Source organism: Novosphingobium taihuense (genome assembly GCF_007830315.1).
In the GTDB taxonomy this organism is placed as follows: Bacteria; Pseudomonadota; Alphaproteobacteria; order Sphingomonadales; family Sphingomonadaceae; genus Novosphingobium; species Novosphingobium taihuense.
Genome location: NZ_VLKJ01000025.1, coordinates 1 through 16,165, shown reverse-complemented (window position 1 = coordinate 16,165; position 16,165 = coordinate 1). Strand labels below are relative to the sequence as shown.

Annotated in this window: 15 protein-coding genes and 3 pseudogenes; 9 read left to right on the top strand and 9 right to left on the bottom strand. The window is 57.0% G+C overall.

The features are described from left to right. Nucleotides 1-210 (bottom strand): transposase (locus tag IQ25_RS20770; protein ID WP_144903246.1); only part of this gene is annotated, 210 nt, incomplete at its 3' end. A 232-nt stretch (nucleotides 211-442) separates the two neighbouring features. Here IQ25_RS20770 and IQ25_RS21525 point away from each other — a divergent pair. The 3 genes from IQ25_RS21525 to IQ25_RS21535 all read left to right on the top strand — a co-directional run bounded on the left by IQ25_RS21525 (nucleotide 443) and on the right by IQ25_RS21535 (nucleotide 1,872). Next, complete coding sequence (locus IQ25_RS21525) at nucleotides 443-556, top strand: hypothetical protein (RefSeq protein WP_407070614.1); 114 nt, start codon at nucleotides 443-445, stop codon at nucleotides 554-556. A 39-nt stretch (nucleotides 557-595) separates the two neighbouring features. Beyond that, on the top strand, nucleotides 596-988 hold the full coding sequence (locus IQ25_RS21520; protein WP_407070613.1) for a flagellin: 393 nt from the start codon (nucleotides 596-598) through the stop codon (nucleotides 986-988). Between the two features lie 695 nt (nucleotides 989-1,683). Further along, a complete protein-coding gene (locus IQ25_RS21535; protein ID WP_455430058.1) occupies nucleotides 1,684-1,872 on the top strand; it encodes an ATP-binding protein in 189 nt (62 codons plus the stop codon). A 398-nt stretch (nucleotides 1,873-2,270) separates the two neighbouring features. On the opposite strand, the gene IQ25_RS20755 is transcribed toward IQ25_RS21535, so the two are convergent. Next, nucleotides 2,271-2,558, bottom strand: coding sequence for a response regulator transcription factor (locus IQ25_RS20755; RefSeq protein WP_144908185.1), 288 nt, complete (start codon nucleotides 2,556-2,558; stop codon nucleotides 2,271-2,273). Between the two features lie 619 nt (nucleotides 2,559-3,177). Further along, complete coding sequence (locus tag IQ25_RS20750) at nucleotides 3,178-3,816, bottom strand: GGDEF domain-containing protein (RefSeq protein WP_258537088.1); 639 nt, start codon at nucleotides 3,814-3,816, stop codon at nucleotides 3,178-3,180. Nucleotides 3,817-4,380: 564 nt separating this feature from the next. Here IQ25_RS20750 and IQ25_RS21125 point away from each other — a divergent pair. Next, nucleotides 4,381-4,521: a hypothetical protein gene (locus IQ25_RS21125; protein WP_158637824.1), complete on the top strand. Its 141-nt coding sequence runs from the start codon at nucleotides 4,381-4,383 to the stop codon at nucleotides 4,519-4,521. Between the two features lie 196 nt (nucleotides 4,522-4,717). Here the strand turns inward: IQ25_RS21125 and IQ25_RS21515 are convergent. Beyond that, nucleotides 4,718-5,810: pseudogene (locus tag IQ25_RS21515) on the bottom strand (transposase); the annotation flags it as partial. 1,150 nt (nucleotides 5,811-6,960) lie between these two features. Here IQ25_RS21515 and IQ25_RS20730 point away from each other — a divergent pair. Then, nucleotides 6,961-8,133 carry a hypothetical protein gene (locus IQ25_RS20730; RefSeq protein ID WP_144908182.1) on the top strand — a complete coding sequence of 391 codons (1,173 nt, stop codon included), beginning with the start codon at nucleotides 6,961-6,963 and terminating at the stop codon, nucleotides 8,131-8,133. A gap of 625 nt (nucleotides 8,134-8,758) precedes the next feature. On the opposite strand, the pseudogene IQ25_RS21270 reads toward IQ25_RS20730, so the two are convergent. Further along, nucleotides 8,759-8,884: pseudogene (locus tag IQ25_RS21270) on the bottom strand (ATP-binding protein); the annotation flags it as partial. A gap of 793 nt (nucleotides 8,885-9,677) precedes the next feature. Between IQ25_RS21270 and IQ25_RS20720 the strand changes: the two are divergent. Further along, on the top strand, nucleotides 9,678-10,364 hold the full coding sequence (locus tag IQ25_RS20720) for a ParA family protein (RefSeq protein ID WP_144908181.1): 687 nt from the start codon (nucleotides 9,678-9,680) through the stop codon (nucleotides 10,362-10,364). Continuing rightward, the gene (locus tag IQ25_RS20715; RefSeq protein ID WP_144908180.1) at nucleotides 10,357-10,761 is read left to right on the top strand and encodes a hypothetical protein; all 405 of its coding nucleotides are present in this window, start codon (nucleotides 10,357-10,359) and stop codon (nucleotides 10,759-10,761) included. Before IQ25_RS20720 ends, IQ25_RS20715 begins: the two co-directional genes overlap by 8 nt. Before the next feature lie 87 nt (nucleotides 10,762-10,848). Here the strand turns inward: IQ25_RS20715 and IQ25_RS20710 are convergent, their stop codons facing one another. Then, nucleotides 10,849-12,009: a replication initiation protein gene (locus IQ25_RS20710; RefSeq protein WP_144908179.1), complete on the bottom strand. Its 1,161-nt coding sequence runs from the start codon at nucleotides 12,007-12,009 to the stop codon at nucleotides 10,849-10,851. 1,569 nt (nucleotides 12,010-13,578) lie between these two features. Between IQ25_RS20710 and IQ25_RS21510 the strand changes: the two genes are divergently transcribed. Beyond that, complete coding sequence (locus IQ25_RS21510; protein ID WP_220094577.1) at nucleotides 13,579-13,788, top strand: IS110 family transposase; 210 nt, start codon at nucleotides 13,579-13,581, stop codon at nucleotides 13,786-13,788. A gap of 830 nt (nucleotides 13,789-14,618) precedes the next feature. Further along, complete coding sequence (locus IQ25_RS20700) at nucleotides 14,619-14,849, top strand: hypothetical protein (RefSeq protein WP_144908178.1); 231 nt, start codon at nucleotides 14,619-14,621, stop codon at nucleotides 14,847-14,849. A 420-nt stretch (nucleotides 14,850-15,269) separates the two neighbouring features. Here the strand turns inward: IQ25_RS20700 and IQ25_RS21120 are convergent, their stop codons facing one another. From IQ25_RS21120 to IQ25_RS20690, 3 genes and pseudogenes are all read right to left on the bottom strand, one after another. Beyond that, nucleotides 15,270-15,437 (bottom strand): hypothetical protein, encoded by a 168-nt coding sequence (locus IQ25_RS21120; RefSeq protein ID WP_158637823.1) that lies wholly within the window; start codon nucleotides 15,435-15,437, stop codon nucleotides 15,270-15,272. Next, a complete protein-coding gene (locus IQ25_RS20695; protein WP_144908177.1) occupies nucleotides 15,427-15,894 on the bottom strand; it encodes a winged helix DNA-binding protein in 468 nt (155 codons plus the stop codon). The genes IQ25_RS21120 and IQ25_RS20695 overlap by 11 nt, the downstream gene beginning before the upstream one ends. A 151-nt stretch (nucleotides 15,895-16,045) precedes the next feature. Then, nucleotides 16,046-16,165, bottom strand: a pseudogene (locus tag IQ25_RS20690) (IS5/IS1182 family transposase); the annotation flags it as partial.

The following is a 16,165-nucleotide window of genomic DNA, read 5'->3' as shown; positions in this document are numbered from 1 at the left end:
GCACGGTGGTAGCATCCGCCATGGCAGACCGCCGCGCAACAGATACAGGATCGCCTCGACAATTCGCCTGAGCGGCCATTTGCGCGGACGGCCCACATGCGACGGCGGTGGCAAAAACGGCTCAAGCAGCGCCCATTCGGCGTCGGTCAAATCACTTGGCAAAGCCAAGTCCGCGCGGGCATACTGCGCCCGAGTGGTGTCGGTCCACATCCTTGATCTCCGGTAGTCTTCGCAAAACCACCTGAATCAACGACTTGGGCTCGCGTCAAGCTAACCCACTGATACCACTCAACTTAGTTTCGGATCAGGCTCTAAGGAATATCGAGATGGCTGTAATCAATACGAATATCTCCGATGTTCGAGCCTCTTTTTCTGCGAATTCTGCCAACAAGATGCTGCAGGCCTTGCCATCGTACGAACGATGACATCTTCGGTGCGCGGCATGAACTTTGGGATTCGCAACGCCAACGACGGTATCAGCCCTACCCAGACGGCCGATGGTGTCCTGTCCGAAGAGGTTAACGTGGTCCAGCGCGTCCGCGAACTTGCAGTATAGCGCGCCTCGGCAGTCTACACGACCTCGGACCGGGAAGCGATGCAGGCGGAAGTCAGCGCGCTCAGCGAACAGATTTCGGGCGTACTTACCGATTCCACATTCAACGGCAAGGCAATAGACGGCGTGAACCTCGACGCTACCGCGCTGGACGTCACAACCGCGACGCTTTCCCGAACCTCCATCGACAATGCCGATGCGTCGCTTGCCGAAATCAATGCTGCTCGCAGCGCATTTGGCGCAGCACAAAACCGCCTCGAATCGGTGAGCAACAATCTTACCACCAACGTAACGTCCCTGTCTGAAGTGCGCTCGCGTATCGAGGATACCGCCTATTCGGCTGAAGCCGCGGCGATGGCCAAGGCCCAAGCCTCGATGGCGATGATCGCGCAGGCCCGCCAGTCTGCCCAGGATGTCATGTCACTTCCGCGCTGAAACACGGGCCAATCATGTTCCAACCGGTTGCCTGACTCAAATGAACGAGCGCACGACCGTAGCGCAACGGTCGTGCAGACGGCAAGAGAGCGCGGCGCGGCGGCGAACTGGTCGGATTGGGGACGGCAAGGCAAAGCGGATGGGTGCCGAACTTGCCGGTTGTACCGCTCCCTTGGGCGCTGCGCCCGACGCAAGATCGATCCAGGCCTTTTCCGTCATTCGCTCAACCTGCACCCATGCAGCGACGCTCCGGTCTGGGAAGTCGCACTGCACGAGTCTCCACGTCAACCCAAGCCGGGTATCGACAGGATAGAGTTCACCGCTTGCTTCGATCGGAACGGCAACGTAACGCGCGCTTTCATCGGGAACCGGGGTGGTAGCATGCGTGCAGCCAGCCAATACAAGAGCAGTACCAACCGGTGCCAGAAACCAATGACCGTTCATGTTCGCAAACGCCACAGGCGTTGTGACCGACTAATCTGCAAGTCTGCCGCATGCCTACGCATCAACACCATATGGCTTGTCCGGTCAGCATCTGCTATCAGGCACAATTAACGATCCCGGGGAATGAGGGAAATGCGCGTACGGAAGAATGTCGATTTCCTTCCCGTAACCTTACGCGGTCAGGCCGGGGCCTATCTTCGCCGGCAAGGGTGCAGCAGCGAGATTTCGCAGCTTCATGAGGAGGCGCTCCAATGGGCCGAGGCAAGTGTGCGTCAAATCGAGCCCGCGAACGATCCAATGGTTGGCATTACGCGTTGACTGTGCAAAAGGTTCGACGCAACCATGACCTCGGCTTGGGCAGGTGGCCGCCCGCCTTCGGTGATCCCAGGTTGACCACCGCGCTACTCGACCGCATCACGCATCATTGCGATATCGTCTAAACCGGTAAGGGCAGCTGGGGCTACATGCACGCAGCTGACCACTTCGAAGAATCAACCTCGCACATCGGCCGCCTCTGCTCCGGGCCAGAGCCTCACGACGTCGCCAACAGTACGAAGCCTGCGTCCAGCGTCAGCCGATCCATAGGGACCGTCGACTGAGGAACCGATCGGACGCATATTGATAGGCAGAGCGAACCGCCAGAAAAAAGCGTCCGGTAAAAAGTGCTCGACGCTGTCCAATTTGCTGCCCGAGCCAGTGGCTTCGATTTCGCAACCGTGCAGGCGAATTCCATGACTGGAACCGGCACCTTCGCGAATATCTCAAGCCGGACTGCCACAAAAGGAAAGCTCTCGCGCACTCGGCCCAACGAGCTGCCCTGCGTGATTGTGAATGAAGCCTAAGGCACCGCCTCGAGACCCAGTTGCGCCCGCAGTTCTGCATTCTCTTGCATGAGCTCTGCTATCTGCAATCGTAAGAGCCAGGGAATTGCCTGATTGGCCCTCCTGAAGCCCAGAGCGCGCAATGCCGCCACCCGGTGATTCTCGACGGTCCGGATGCTAATGCCCATCTGCTCGGACATCTCAGCAGACGTGAGCCCTTGGATCATTCCGCTGATGACCCTCTTTTGCCGGTTTGACAGCTTGCTCCACGCAGACCTGTAGCTATCGTCATTGCTGTTTGCCATCGCCGCTCGCCTTTGAATTCAGGCCTCCTAGAAGAAAGTTTTGGCGATCGCCTACACATCGCCACTTCCGCTGTAAAACATAGATGCAAGGAATGCCGCTGTGCAAATTCGTGCCTTAAGCCCTGCTACGGCACACTATGTTCCCAGTCAGAACTTTCACCTGTCGCACACAACACCGGGCCGCGCGCCCGGTGCCCGTCGTTCCATTGACCGCCTCGCGCCTCTTCTCGCTCAAGTCAATCGCACGGTAGATCAAGGTTGACATGGACGATCAACGTACGCTCTCTGGCCGCGCATATAACACCGCGCGCGCGATGTCATGGGCCGCGGCAGGCAATCACATCGCTTTGAAGCCTGTTGCGAGAATTTCATGCCAACATGTCAGACGGAGTGAGAAAGTGCCCGCCCCTGCCGAATCTGAGAACTGCCCCTTCGGCTGATGAAGGGTAAGACAGATGACGAATGGGCCCCCAGAGTTGCCTGCGCGGACAATGGCCGTGCACGGGAAAGAGATGCTTCAACCCGACGAGGTTGCCGCAATGGTGCGGCTGAACGTCGTGGTTTTGCGACCAGCGCAATTGTGATTTTCGGCGGCCCGGATTGCACCGTGCCGGATCGCTCAATGCACCGATGAATTAACAGGTGAACCGGCCGTGGGGGTTGGACCAGATGGTCGCTCGCTAGAGCGCACCACGGCGCGCTGTTGACCATCAGGGTTGCTCACAGGCGCGTATGGAACAATTTCTTGCAGGTCCCCTTTAATGGACACCGCCATCATCAACCCGACGTTGCCCCTCTTGGCATGATACATCAGACTATCGGCCTGTCTCAATTCGGTATCAATTGACTTTGAGCCTGCAGGCAGGACCAATGCGCCCAGGCTGCACGTGAGGCCGGGAGAAACCGGTGAGCATTCATGGTCATTCAAAGCATTGTTCAGTCGTTGCGCCACGTGTTGTGCGGACATCAAGTCGCGGACCCTGAGAAAAACGACAAACTCATCGCCCCCTACTCGTGCGAAAACATCGGTCTTGCGAACCGATCTCCTTACACGGTTTGCAAATTCCAGAAGCGCCGCATCGCCGGCCTCATGGCCTAACTTGTCATTTATATCTTTCAGGCCATTCACATCTGCGTAGACCAGGACAATTATTCCCGATTGAATGTCTTCTCGTTCGACGATCTCAAAAAATGCCTTTCTGTTGAGCGCCCCCGTCAATGAACCGGTCCGGGCAAAGCGCCATTCTATTACCCACATACCAGGCACCGAAAGCGCAAATGAGGACGAAGAACGGGGCAAAACGTAAGCCTGGGGAGGCGTGAGAAGCAGAAATCGTAAGCAGCGCAAAACCTGCCAAGACCGACGCTGCCAAAGGCCTGGGAACCTGCAAGAAAAGTGGTTGCCGGAACCGAAAGGCTTTCGACTTGGCCTTGCGACGGTCAGGCTTTCGAATGGTCAGCATATACGCAGGAGTACGGTGAGTTGACTAAGTTTTTCCTAAAGTCCTGGTATGTCAGGAACCAGCACAATGAAGAAAGTCACTGATTGTTAGCCTCTTTCCCCTGGAGGACAGTCCGAAGCTGTGAGGGTGGTGCAGGCATATCGTACGGTTGGCATGATCGGCTAACTCGACAATCGGTACCGCTGGGACGACAAGTCACTGTGCGACAGGACCGCGCGCGCCGGCCCTTATCTCACCGAAAGCAGGCACACCAGCAAGATGAGCCCTGGCGTATTCTGCCTGTAGCGCATCACCTGCCGCTTGCACCTACCGATGGATTTGCTCTTTGGCGAAACCAAATTTAGCGCAGAACCGTAGAGATGCGCGCCTTCGTCGGCACGCTTTTGCCCGCGGTGGTGCATGTTCTCGTGAATTGCCTGATTGCACAAACCAGAGAAAATGCCGTTGCCGATAATGGTTCTTTCCACATCACCGACAACACCAGCCTGTCGCTTTCCTGACCCCGCCATTGCTCAGCTGCCAACAGCTTCTCCCGGCCATGGCGATGCGCCTGGACTGCTGTGTTCCAGATCACATTTTAGCAAAGCCCACAGCCCTGCTGAGAGCTCTGTGCTTGCAATTGCTCGAGGGACTGCAAGCGATTGGAGCGAACAAGATGGGAAATGGCAGACGTGGTGACCTGCCACGGGACTTTCATCCAACTTTGATTAGAGCCACGGCGGTTGTGGTTATGCCTTTCGGCGCCTTGTTTGCAATGGGGTCAGGCATGCCTGACCCCATTGCAAAAATCGTTTCCGCGTAGCTGGCCGGGGTCTGGTATCCGATCGAGGAGTGTGGACGGCAGGTGTTGTAATCTTCCGCCCACTCCCGGATCACCGCGCGGGCATGGTCGAGGCCGTGGAATAGCGTCTCGTTCAACAATTCGTCCCGCATCCGCCCGTTGAAGGATTCCACGTAGCCGTTCTGCATCGGCTTTCCGGGGGCGATGTAGTGCCACTCGATCTCGTGATCCTTGCACCAGGCCAGGATTGCATTGGCGGTGAACTCGGTCCCGTAGCACATTGGGAAGCGGCTCCTTGGAGGGCCGCGATGCCTTGATGAAGACAAGGGCGCGTAGCGCCCGCCGGCTTCATCAAGGCGGCCATGACCGGCCAGCAGGTCTCTAAAGTGAAGTTGTCGACTCAACCCTTTGGAGACGGACCGACCATGACCAAGCGCAGTTCTACCCCCACCGACGCCGTGCTGGTAGCCATCGATATGTCGAAGCACCGGCAGGAGGTATTGATTGAACGCCCCGAAGGCGGCCGCCGCCGGCGCAGCAGGATGTGCAGCCGGCGGTAGCCGAACCGGCGTCGCTGGTTAGCCAGCCCGCGCAGCTTCTCGCGCAGGGCACCGTCATCATCCCGGATGGAACGGTAGCGCACGCTCTTGCGATCGGCATCGATGACGCGGCACGCCCGCCGCTCGCTCATCCCGTGATGATCCCGGAGATGAGCAACCGCTTCCCGCTGTGCGACGGGCGTCACCATTTTTTTGTGAGAAGGTCCTTCAACGCCGCGTTGTCCAGCATGGCATCCGCCAGAAGGCGCTTCAGCTTCGTGTTCTCGTCCTCAAGCGAGCGCAGCCGCTTCGCCTCCGACACTTCCAGCCCGCCGTACTTGGCCTTCCAGTTGTAGATCGTCGCCTCGGATATGCCGTGCCGCCGGGCCAGATCGCCGGTCTTCACCCCGGCCTCTGCCTCCTTCAACACACCGATGATCTGCTCTTCCGTAAACCTCTTGCGCTTCATCTCGTCCGTCCTCGTGAGGGCCGGACTCTAATCGTAACTGGAGGAAATTACCCGTGGCAGGTCAGTGGCAAACTACGCTGGAACAGCCAGGTAGCGGCAACTCTTCCAACCAGGAGCCGCGCCCCATACGGAATCGGGCTAATTATGGACGTCGCCTACCCTTTGCCAACAGGAACAGTGCACTCCGGCCGCATCCCATATCACTTGATAGGCTTTCACCGCGGGACCTGCCAGCGGCAATTCAGAAGCTTGCGCACTGATGCGTCGCGCGCAAACAGCGATGCAGCGCCTGCAATGCGCTTCAACCCAAATTTCCAGTTTACATAAAAAAAGGGGCCCCGCTCCAGTGAATGGCAAGCGAGGCCAAGGTTGCATGTTGAGGGCGGGAAAGGAAATCGCCGCCAAGAGAAAAATGGATGGCGTATGGTTAGAGCCCAGTTAACATTGAAATAGGGCCAAGCCCTGTCTGGCATTTGGCCCAAGGCCAGAGTGAAATGGTCGGCTCACCACGTGTTGAACGCAACGGCAGAATCGGTAGCTCGCGTTATCAATCGATCGGCACTTGCTTTGCTGCAAGTGCCGATAACACAGGAGTGCCCGATTGAAGGTCGCCTGAAGCAGCGAGGCCGGCACGCGCGATAGCGCACCGGATCAATTGCGGTGCAACCTCAGGGGCCTTGTCAGACGTCGCCAGCCAGTGCGGCGTACTTCTGCTAGGGGTCACTATAGAGCCCAGGTTGACGGCATGCGTCGATAAAGGCCCCTCGCATAAACTCTGCGCAATGGCGCCGGCTTTTGGCAACATGGCTTCAGCAGTGCCGATTGCAGACACGCCGCAAGTCGACGCAGAGGTTGGCAAAAGGGTACGCACGAAGTTTCAGCCGCTCACCCCACGGCAACTTCGACGCTGTCTTTCTCAGTTCGAACGCGTTGCCGACCGCCATTGGCTTGATCCCGCGCCTCAGGCGTGCGGCGGACGCTTGGACGCAGCGCACGGGTTTGCCAACTTTTCACCCCCCTCAGCATGTCGTCGCCCGCTTGGAATTCGACTAAAATCAGGCCATACCAGCGATTGTATAGCTAATGCTAGTTGACTATACATAATCTACTAAATCAGCAGCTATCAAATGCTTGTGCAGAGAGGGGCGCAATGGACCCTGCCGATTATACCCCTTCCCTGCCCGATGCCTTGCTTGCTCTTGGCCGTCTCGATGGCGCACTTGTTATGGCCGAGCGGACCACGCAACGCCTGTTTGCTACTCGCCTCCTGCGCGATCTGCTTATCGGTGCGCTAAGGCAGGAGGGACATGCCTTCACCGACGAGCGCTTCCACGCATGGTTTGCAGGCGCTACGACCCTGTCCGACGAGCCGACGCGCGCGGCCCGGCCACCCAGGTCTTTGTGCGAGGCCATTCTGACTGAATTGACGCACAGCAGCTGGGATCTTCTTGCCGAAGCCGCGACCCGGTTCCAGCCAGCACTGCTGGCACCAGCAGATCTTGTTGATAGCAGCCCCACTTGCCTGACTGCGCATCAGGACGCTCTATCAGTGATCGCGGCAGCCCATGACCTCATTGCAAAGCTTGACTCCTGCCCCAATCCCCTCGCTGGACTGGCGCAGCTTCACCGCGCGGCGGCCGGGCATGTCTTGTTTGCACCAACTGAACGCGCGCCAGAGCCATTTGTAATAGGAACGATGCGTCTGACAGGAGAGCCGATGGCCCTGCCCGCTCCGCGCTGGGCTCTCGAGTTACTCTGGGGCGAGCACTGGCACAAGGCTGGCCTGCTGGCGCATGCCCTTCCCCTCCCCCGGATCATCCGGCTCGACGCGATGCGGATTGCGGCGGTTTCTGACTTCGACGAGCATGATACTACGAGAGAGATTTTCGCTGCAACCTTGTGCGACGTAGCGCAAAACCTTTACAGCGGCATTGGCGAGGCTGGCCTTCTTGTCCGACGTCTAACGGCTTGCCAACCCGGGAAAAGACGTACGTCGCGCGCGCCAGCATTGCTCGAATTGCTGGCGGCATTTGGGCCACTGAGATCAGGCCAGCTTGAGACCCTACTGGGCGTGTCCCGGCTAGGGATACGCACGATGCTTGGTGAGCTCGAGAGGATCAGCGTACTTGAGTGCACCTCGCTTGCAGGCTTGCGTCTGTACGGGGTCAATCTCAAGTCCCGGCCAGCATGGGACGTCGCCGAAGTTGGAATGGTGTCGGCATTCTCGACTGCGTCACTCGAGGAGTATGAGTCTGCGATGGCGGACATAGACGCTCTCCTGGCACGCAGAGGTGTCAGTTTTAACGACGTTGACGCAACATAATTCTGGTCTGTTTGCTGTGGTTGGAGCTTGCAGGGTTGATGCCATGCGCTGCGCAAGAGACAAGGTTTAGCCCTCAATCCCGGCAATCTGGGGAGGCGTGCGCTTGCATAACGTTCTGCTTTGATATCGCAATTCGTTGGTTTCAGCCTCGGACAAGGTTGTACGTTGTTTGTCTTGGGTTTGCTTTGTTTGGCCAAGTGAGTTGGCAGGGCAATCTTCGTATCCAATGCTGGGCAATTGCTCACCGCTGCATCGCAATCGTCCTACACGCTTGACCGGGCTTGCGCAGGACGACGTTCTGATTTTCTAACACACCGGGGCAAGGCACCCCCCCTCCCCCATTGCTTATTCGGTCTTGCTGAGAGCGCAGCTCTCTTTTGGATCTCGACGGGCGCTTTCGGTCTGCTGGCCAGGGTCGGTCGCGTGGCACAATCATACGGCTTCTTCTCGGTGATGCTCGGCGCGTGTCTTTTTGCAGGAGCATGTGACGGCTCATTCTTTGTCCGTTCTAGTTTTCGTGAACTGTTGAACAGCGCTGCGAATTGACCCAGGTTGACCACTGAGATTTGACCCGGGTGGGTGTCGGATAAGTGCTGCCCACGAGAGGCGCGCTCAAGAGTTGTGTTTATCCCTTTCTAGATTTGGGCGCGGCGGGGCTGGCCCTGAAGCGGAAGCTGTCATTGCCTGTTTCGAGGATGTGGCAATGATGTGTGAGGGGATCGAGCAGGGCTGTGGTCATTCTCGCGTTGCCGGGTTTGACAACGCGGAGTGTTCGAGAGCCGCTTGTTTAGCTTGCTGACTTTGGCCTTCGCCGTTTGCTTCGTCACCGCGAGAGACCTCGTCTGGCTGATTGGGCTTGCGCCTTCCTTCCCTTCCCTTCCCTTCCCTTCCCCTCCCCGTCTCCTTCGCCCTTGGCTGGAGGCTTGATTGCCGGTGCTGATCGACATGCGTGGGCTGGTGCCTTCTGTCATCGGTCGAGTTCGCGTGGCTTTTATGTCGGTGATCGCTGCGGTTTCTTCCAATGTCCTTATGCTCTGACGGTTTCATTCGTGGATTGGGAGTGTGCTGATGGTCGGTGACCGTGGTCTCTAGCACTCGGGATCAACTCAGCTATCTTATTCATTTTTACGGACTTTGGTCGTGGATCAGCGCCCTGTCGCACCAGGCGGTTTGTGCCGCGCTTTGTGCCGCGCGGCATGCAGCGTGATGTGCAGTGCATAACATCGCGCCATCGCCCGTGCAGCATCATACACCCTCGCATCTGCACGCCCGAGCATATGCAATGACGAGTGCGCTTCACACAGCGCACGCGCGTACTATCATGCCTGCCCATGCAAACGCGATGATGAAGGCACATGCGAAGTTAAGTACGGATATACACGCGCGAACACCATTCACGGCGCGATGATCAGCACATGCTAACGCTAATGCCCATTACAACTCGCGTGCATATCCGCATTGCAACTCACAAGGTGCCGCGCTAAACATCGCGCCAGTCCAAGCGCTGGGCAGTCTCGCCGCCAGCGCAGAAGCGAGGGGCAAGTGTGCCAGTAGTAACGATAGCACAGAGCAAGGGGGGAGCAGGAAAGACCACCCTTGCTCTTGCCCTCGCATCAGAGTTTGACGCTCTTGGCGGGACTGTTCACATGTTGGACGCCGATCGGCAGAACAGCCTCATGAACTGGCATCGTGACCGCGAAGCAAGCGGAAAGGGGGAGGGGAGCCGGATCGTCGTGGAGGATGCTTCACAGCTGCGAGATGCTGATATCGGCAACGCTATCGCCAACGCCCGCAGTCGTGCCCAGCTGATCATTGTCGACTCGGAAGGAACTTCCAACTTCAAGACCGCCTATGCCGCGATGGATTCCGATTATGTGGTGATACCAACGCGATCAAGCAGACTTGATCTCGAGCGCACCGTCGAGACAAGCGACATGCTCGAGCGCATGTGTCGGGGCGTAGCCTACCGAGTGCTGATCACCCAGACCGGGCAGGTTGCTCGCTCGAAGGCAGAATGGGAGATCGATGCCCAGATCGCCAGAGCTTTGCCGACCTTCCCGGACCAGATGCACACGCTAGATGCCTACCGCGCCATGTCGAACTTCAGACTGACCTTGGCCGAGGTCGAAGCAGCAGGTCTTGCCCGCACAGACAAGGCACGGCGCATCGCACAAGCCATCCTGGCCCAGATTCTGTCGGAAATCCAAACAGGGGAACGCCGCAATGCCTGAAGCCAATCAAGACGGGGCTAACCCGCTGGGCGACATCATCGGGCAAACACGCCAGCGCCTTGCCAGCGACGATCCTGCCAGCCTGTTGAAATCGCTTGTTGCCGCCACATCGCCTACGCCACCAGCATCATCAGCGCCAGCAGCTTCCGTACGCAACGACGCTGCTCGCCCCGTCCTACCCGGGAACTATTTTCCGCAAATACCCGCTGAAATGGGCGTAACGCCGAAGCGAAAGCCGCTTCGTGGCCCAGCACGCACGCTACACATCAGCATGCGCCTCTCGCCACCGGAGCGAGACCGGCTCGTACGCTGGTGCGACGACCGAAACCTCAGCTTACCCGACGGCATCATCTCCCTGCTCGACATTGTCGAGGCTGCCTCCGAAGGGGAGGGCTGAGCAAGAGAATGGCACCCCGTCAAATCAGTCCTGCGCGGCCGACAGGGAAGGGGGCTTGTAAGACGTTTCTATGAGGGAAGGGGGGCTTCAGACTTTGCCACGCACCTTAACAAAACCCCGGCAAAATCCTTCGAATGACTTGTAGAGAGCTTCACCGGAAAGCTTTTCAAGACGCGCTCCCATCTGGGCGCGATACGCTCCGGCAATCAGGTCCTTGTCCCAGCCACCACCACAGTCCCCGACAATCGCAAGAAGGCGAGAGTCACCACAAAAGTGCAGCGAACCTTCAGGAAAAAGCCGTCGCTCAGGCGACACTCGCGGCAACTTACTGCCTGCCTGCTCCTTCGTGGCGGGGAGGGGAGGGGGCATCGCCTCCAACGTCTCAGTCGTCCCCTCACGCCTTGCGCGGCGCCCAACCTTGGGCCGATCGAGTTCGCGGGCCGCTTCCTCCTGAGCGGAGGAATCCTTGGGCAAGAAAGTCATTTTCAGCGATTGCACCGGACGACCCCGTCCCGATCCGCGAATCTCCTCCCAATCTACCGTGAAATCGGCAAGCTGATCGATCTCGGCTTTCGACTTTGCCAGAACCTCACGGCGCAATTCGGCAAAGTTCTTAAGGCTTCCTTCCGGCACACCAATCCGCCGGCGAAATTCATCGATGCTCATTCGAACGGTCCGGTTCTGGCGATTGATGATCAGACAGCCAAGATCGTAGATCGTCAGCGAGTAGCGCGACTGCAAAGCCAGCATCACACCGAGATTCACCCGGGCATAGTAGTCTGATCGCTGTATAACCCGCTTAAAATTCTCGGAAAACTCGAACTCGACAACGCTCAGCCCATCTTCGGAAACCTCCTCGACACAGCTTGCCAAAAGCGACTGTGACATGATCGCCGGCTTGCCCTTGCGGGTCGTAGTACGGATTCTGACAATGACCCTGAGCAACTCATCCATCACGGGTTGGATCCGCTCATTGCCCTTGTGCGAACCACGCAGCTCTTTCTTGGTTATCGTGAAGGTCTTGTCCCCGCCGGCATCCGGTCCAGCCTTGCGCAACATCAGGGCAAAGGCCTTGCGCGCCGCAGCGCTCAGGGAGCCTGTTTCAAACTCCGACTCGACAAGCTCGCCAGGTTTGCTGACAAATTCAAGATCACGCCTGCGGATGACATCGGCAACCCTGAGTGTCCGCCCAAGACCGTGAAGATCCTCATGCAGCTCAAGCTCTTCGGTCGCCGAATCAAGTTCCATGTGAGAAGCCTATCATCAGCATCTCACAAAGAGAACATCCCCCCCAAAACCTCATATAGACAGATATCGAGCTTGTGCAGGAGGTTGGAATCAAGCGTGACTGATCGCACTGGTCCGCAGCCTCAAGGAAACCCAAGAACCACGTAAAGACGGGGCTATCCTGTCAAGGGTCCAAAAGCCCAGCACGCAGGGCAAGGACTATATTTTTCGGAAAGAAGATCTACCCCCAAGACCTCACACAATCACACACCCCGAAACCTCATATAGTCATGATCTTGCCCGTCAAAGCTACGATGACCGTTCCATCATGCGCCTTAGGGCTGTGGCAAGAAGTGCCCCCAATCGCTCATTCAAAGCGCGCCTGCTGAAGTATCGCCCCCGAGATCTCATGTAAACATCCTCATAAAGTCGGGTCCTGTGCACAAAAATCGTCCCGATTGAACATCATACGCGCAGCTCTGGAAGCGCATGCTTCAAATCCCCCCACACCTCACATAATCCCCCAATTCCTCAATCCAATGCCCCCGACGGCTCATACGAGCGCCCCCCACGCCTCACTTAAACGCCCCCAAACCCACACAATGACTCGGGAAGAATGCCCGAATTCTCTAGCTTTTCGGGCACCGAATCTTAGGAACTAAGAATCAAGAAGAAGCTATCCCGAGCAGCGCTCGGGCGTTTTCAAAAACTTATGGATTAACACGCGCATGTACGAGGACCTTGCCATCTCCATCAGGTGAGGTCCTAGGAGTGGCGTGTATGACATTGAATTACAGAGATAACTGCCTCACCATCACTAGCTTCATCGGAACGTATCACTCAGGAGACAACTTCATCAAGCTGAGGCATCGGTGTGCAAGCCTGATTGCACGCCGATGCAATCGGGTCTGTTCATGACCAATTCCAAGATGCCGGGGAAACTCAGGAAAGGTAGGGTCCCGAAAGACTCGGCCCAAGCGTCAAAATCTAGCCTGAATAACCGGTGACGCAAATCAATCCTCCTACCGGACCGGAAACCACGCGACGGAAAGCTTGTTTCCAACGTGCCATGTGGCCGATGACAGTCAAATCACTGTCAAGCTCATCGCGTCGCAAAACTGTTGGAGCCGCGACCCATATCGGCGAGATTGCCTTGAGGTAAAGAATGGCGAAACGGTTAAGGGACGCTGCGCAAGGTCAGGCGATGGGTCGTTTCCGGCCAAATTGGGTAGGTCTGAGCGCCGAAAAGTTCAGGGCGAGCGTTGCGAGTGCAGTGCAATCGCGAAGCGCGCAATGAATAGCGGCGCGCCTTTATGTGAGGTTTGGGGGTTGGCCTTTGCGCAGAACGACTTGCTGCCGAGAGACCGCAATGGCGGTTTCAACCGCAGAGTATCTGCAAAGGTCAGTCATCATGTAATTGTGGCTGCTTCCCTCGGACCCCGGTGGAGGCGCACACTTCTGGTTATCGAATCCTGAAGGAAGAAAGCAGCCGTAATCAAAACAGACCGCAAGTCTACGGCCATCTGCCTGGGCCTGCGTGAACTGGGTGTTACAGTGGTGTGCATTGACGCACGGCAGGCACATTAGGTCCTGAAGGCGAACAAGACCGATCCGCACGATGCTGCCGACCTTGCACATTTGACACGCAACGGCTTCTACAAGGAGGTGCGCGTCAAATCTCCGGCAGCGCATAGGGTCCGCAGCATGATCACCGCACGGAGACATCTGGTGGAAGCACGTGTCCGGCTCGACAACATGATCCGCGGTCTTTGCGCCACGGCAGTCACCAAATGCGCTTGATCCCCCGCCGAGCCGCCTGACCGGCCGCGTGGCACATGCCCGAAGGAGCCGGACAAGGCTGGTCGAAGGCAGCCTTGCGCAACGTAACTTTTGCGAGGTCCGAGGGCTTACCCGGACCAGCGTGCGGTACGTGGAGAACATCAAGTTCTTGCAAGGTGCCCCCAGGGGCAGGCAAACTTGCGACCCTCGCGTCGGCATTGCTAGTCGCCATATGAAAAGGCGGGAGCATCTGTGCTATCCAAGGCACCTTAGTTGATCCAAAAGCGGTGGGGTGTTGCTGCGAGTTCGTTCCTGGCTAGGCGATCAGTTCGGCATGGACTAACGGTAGCGTCCAGAAATTGATCAGATTTTGCGAAGACTTCGAAAGCGCCGCTGCCCTTCTTTGCCTCACGGAGATTGAGGTCATTGCCAGCATGGAGGCAGAACTGCCCCCACAGGTCTCTAGATGCCGCTCGGCGCTGAACAAGTCATGCTCTCGGCAGGAAAAGACGAAAAGGTCCCTCGCGCCGAACAACAGATTACCTCCCAACCACAAAGGACATCGGTTGCGGCAAGCCTCGAGAGAAAGGCCGTCGAACTTGGGCTCGTCACTTTAAGCACCAATGACTCAAATGTTCGTGGAACGCGCCTGCCCGGCCAAAAGGACCCTGCTTCCATGCTTTGGGAATCAGGGCCGAGAGAAGAGCAGCGGATGCCACCCTTCAGGTAACTTCAGCATTATGGCACATCTTCAACGCTCAGCATGTGATGTTTCGCACAGGAGGCCCGTTGACACAGTGTCCGTCGTCACGAGGTGGGCATGCCAGAGTTCTCGTGGTGCGAGCCCCGGAATGCGTTTGATTGCAATGAAAGCCTGCGTATGGGTCTGTGACTTTGAAAGCAGCTGGCAATACCAATTCGCCAGATCCAGTTTCAAGAGTTATGGAGTCGATGATTTCATCGACAGCATCGTGGCCAAACGCACGTCGAGCCTGCTGCCAGGGCAGCATCGCCAAGATATCGCAACGCATGCCGGTGCAACCTGTCCTGCTGATCATCAAGCACGAGACGGTTCTCGCTGAAGCCGCGACATGCGGCGCCACTTTGGTGGTGAATTGATTGCGGCCATGTCCGAAGCTGTGGGGCTCGGGGCAGGGCGCATGAATCCAGACGGATCGGGGTTTTCGATGTCGGTGGAAAGCACGGGAAGGTCAGCTCGTAACAACAGGAACGCGCCAATGCCTATATACCCCCGCATCGTGAGATGGACACCCGCAGTAAACCCGATATGGAAAAGTCTGGTCTCTTGATTCGAAACAATTACAGTCTAATAAATTTGGAATTTCGAGGTTATTGCGTTTCTCCAGCGCATCCGTTATCGAATAATTGGCATAATAGAAGTACGCAAAAGACTGCCCCTGCCATGGGTATTTGGTACGACTTCCGTGCGAGACATCTTATACCGGGTATTCCGGAGCAGTCACCAAGCCACCATGTATTTATCAATGCATGATGTCATCCGAATGGCGAAACAGGAAATCTTTTAGGGTTTCGATCGCATGTTCAATAAAAATTGCTGGCATGGCCAAACCTGTAGCGTCGATTTCATGCTGAGTTTCCTGCAATGCCGTAATGAGCTGTTTGATGATAAGAAGGTCTTCAGACAGCATTCCTTTGAGCGACGAGAGGAACCAGTTTCGTAGCCGATTCTTCAAGGACTTGTGATGCTGCGGCCCAACCTTTTTCGGTCAGATGCAGCCAGAACCGACGTTTGTCGTTGATGTCGGCTTGACGTACTATGAGTCCCTTTTCCTCTAGAAGCTTTAGCCATCGCAACGAAGTTGCCCCAGGTAAGCCCGTGGTATGCCATATGTCAGAAATGCTCAGACGCTTTTGCTCACATCTTGCAGTGTAAATTTCGAGAATAATTCGCCAACCTGGATTGCAGGAGGATAGAAATGGCAAAGCTCTCTCGCACGCATCGAGCGTGACCTTTAAGGAAAGTGCGATCGCATAGCCATCCGATATACTTTGTGCTGGATTTTTACAGTCACTGGAAGGTGGATCAAGCGCCTGGGCAAGCATCCTGCTTGCATGTGCGAGCGGCATTTTTTGTGTGCTGTCCATGACACCTGGACACCTCGAAGAACCGTCTGATTTTGGCAGGATAGGGACGTGACGGCCAGCGAGGGGTTGGTGAGCCCCGTTTTCGGTTGGTTGATCCTCTGATTTTCTTGGGTTTCAAGACTGGAGCGCCGCTCTGAACCCCGTTTTCGCGTTATGCGGGCACACTTCGCCCCTCGAGCCAAGTGAGGCGCTGGAAATTGTAAGCGAGGTTGGCCATGCCGATCTTGATGCGGGCGCGGGCAATGCCGATGGTGCGCACGATCAGGCCCAT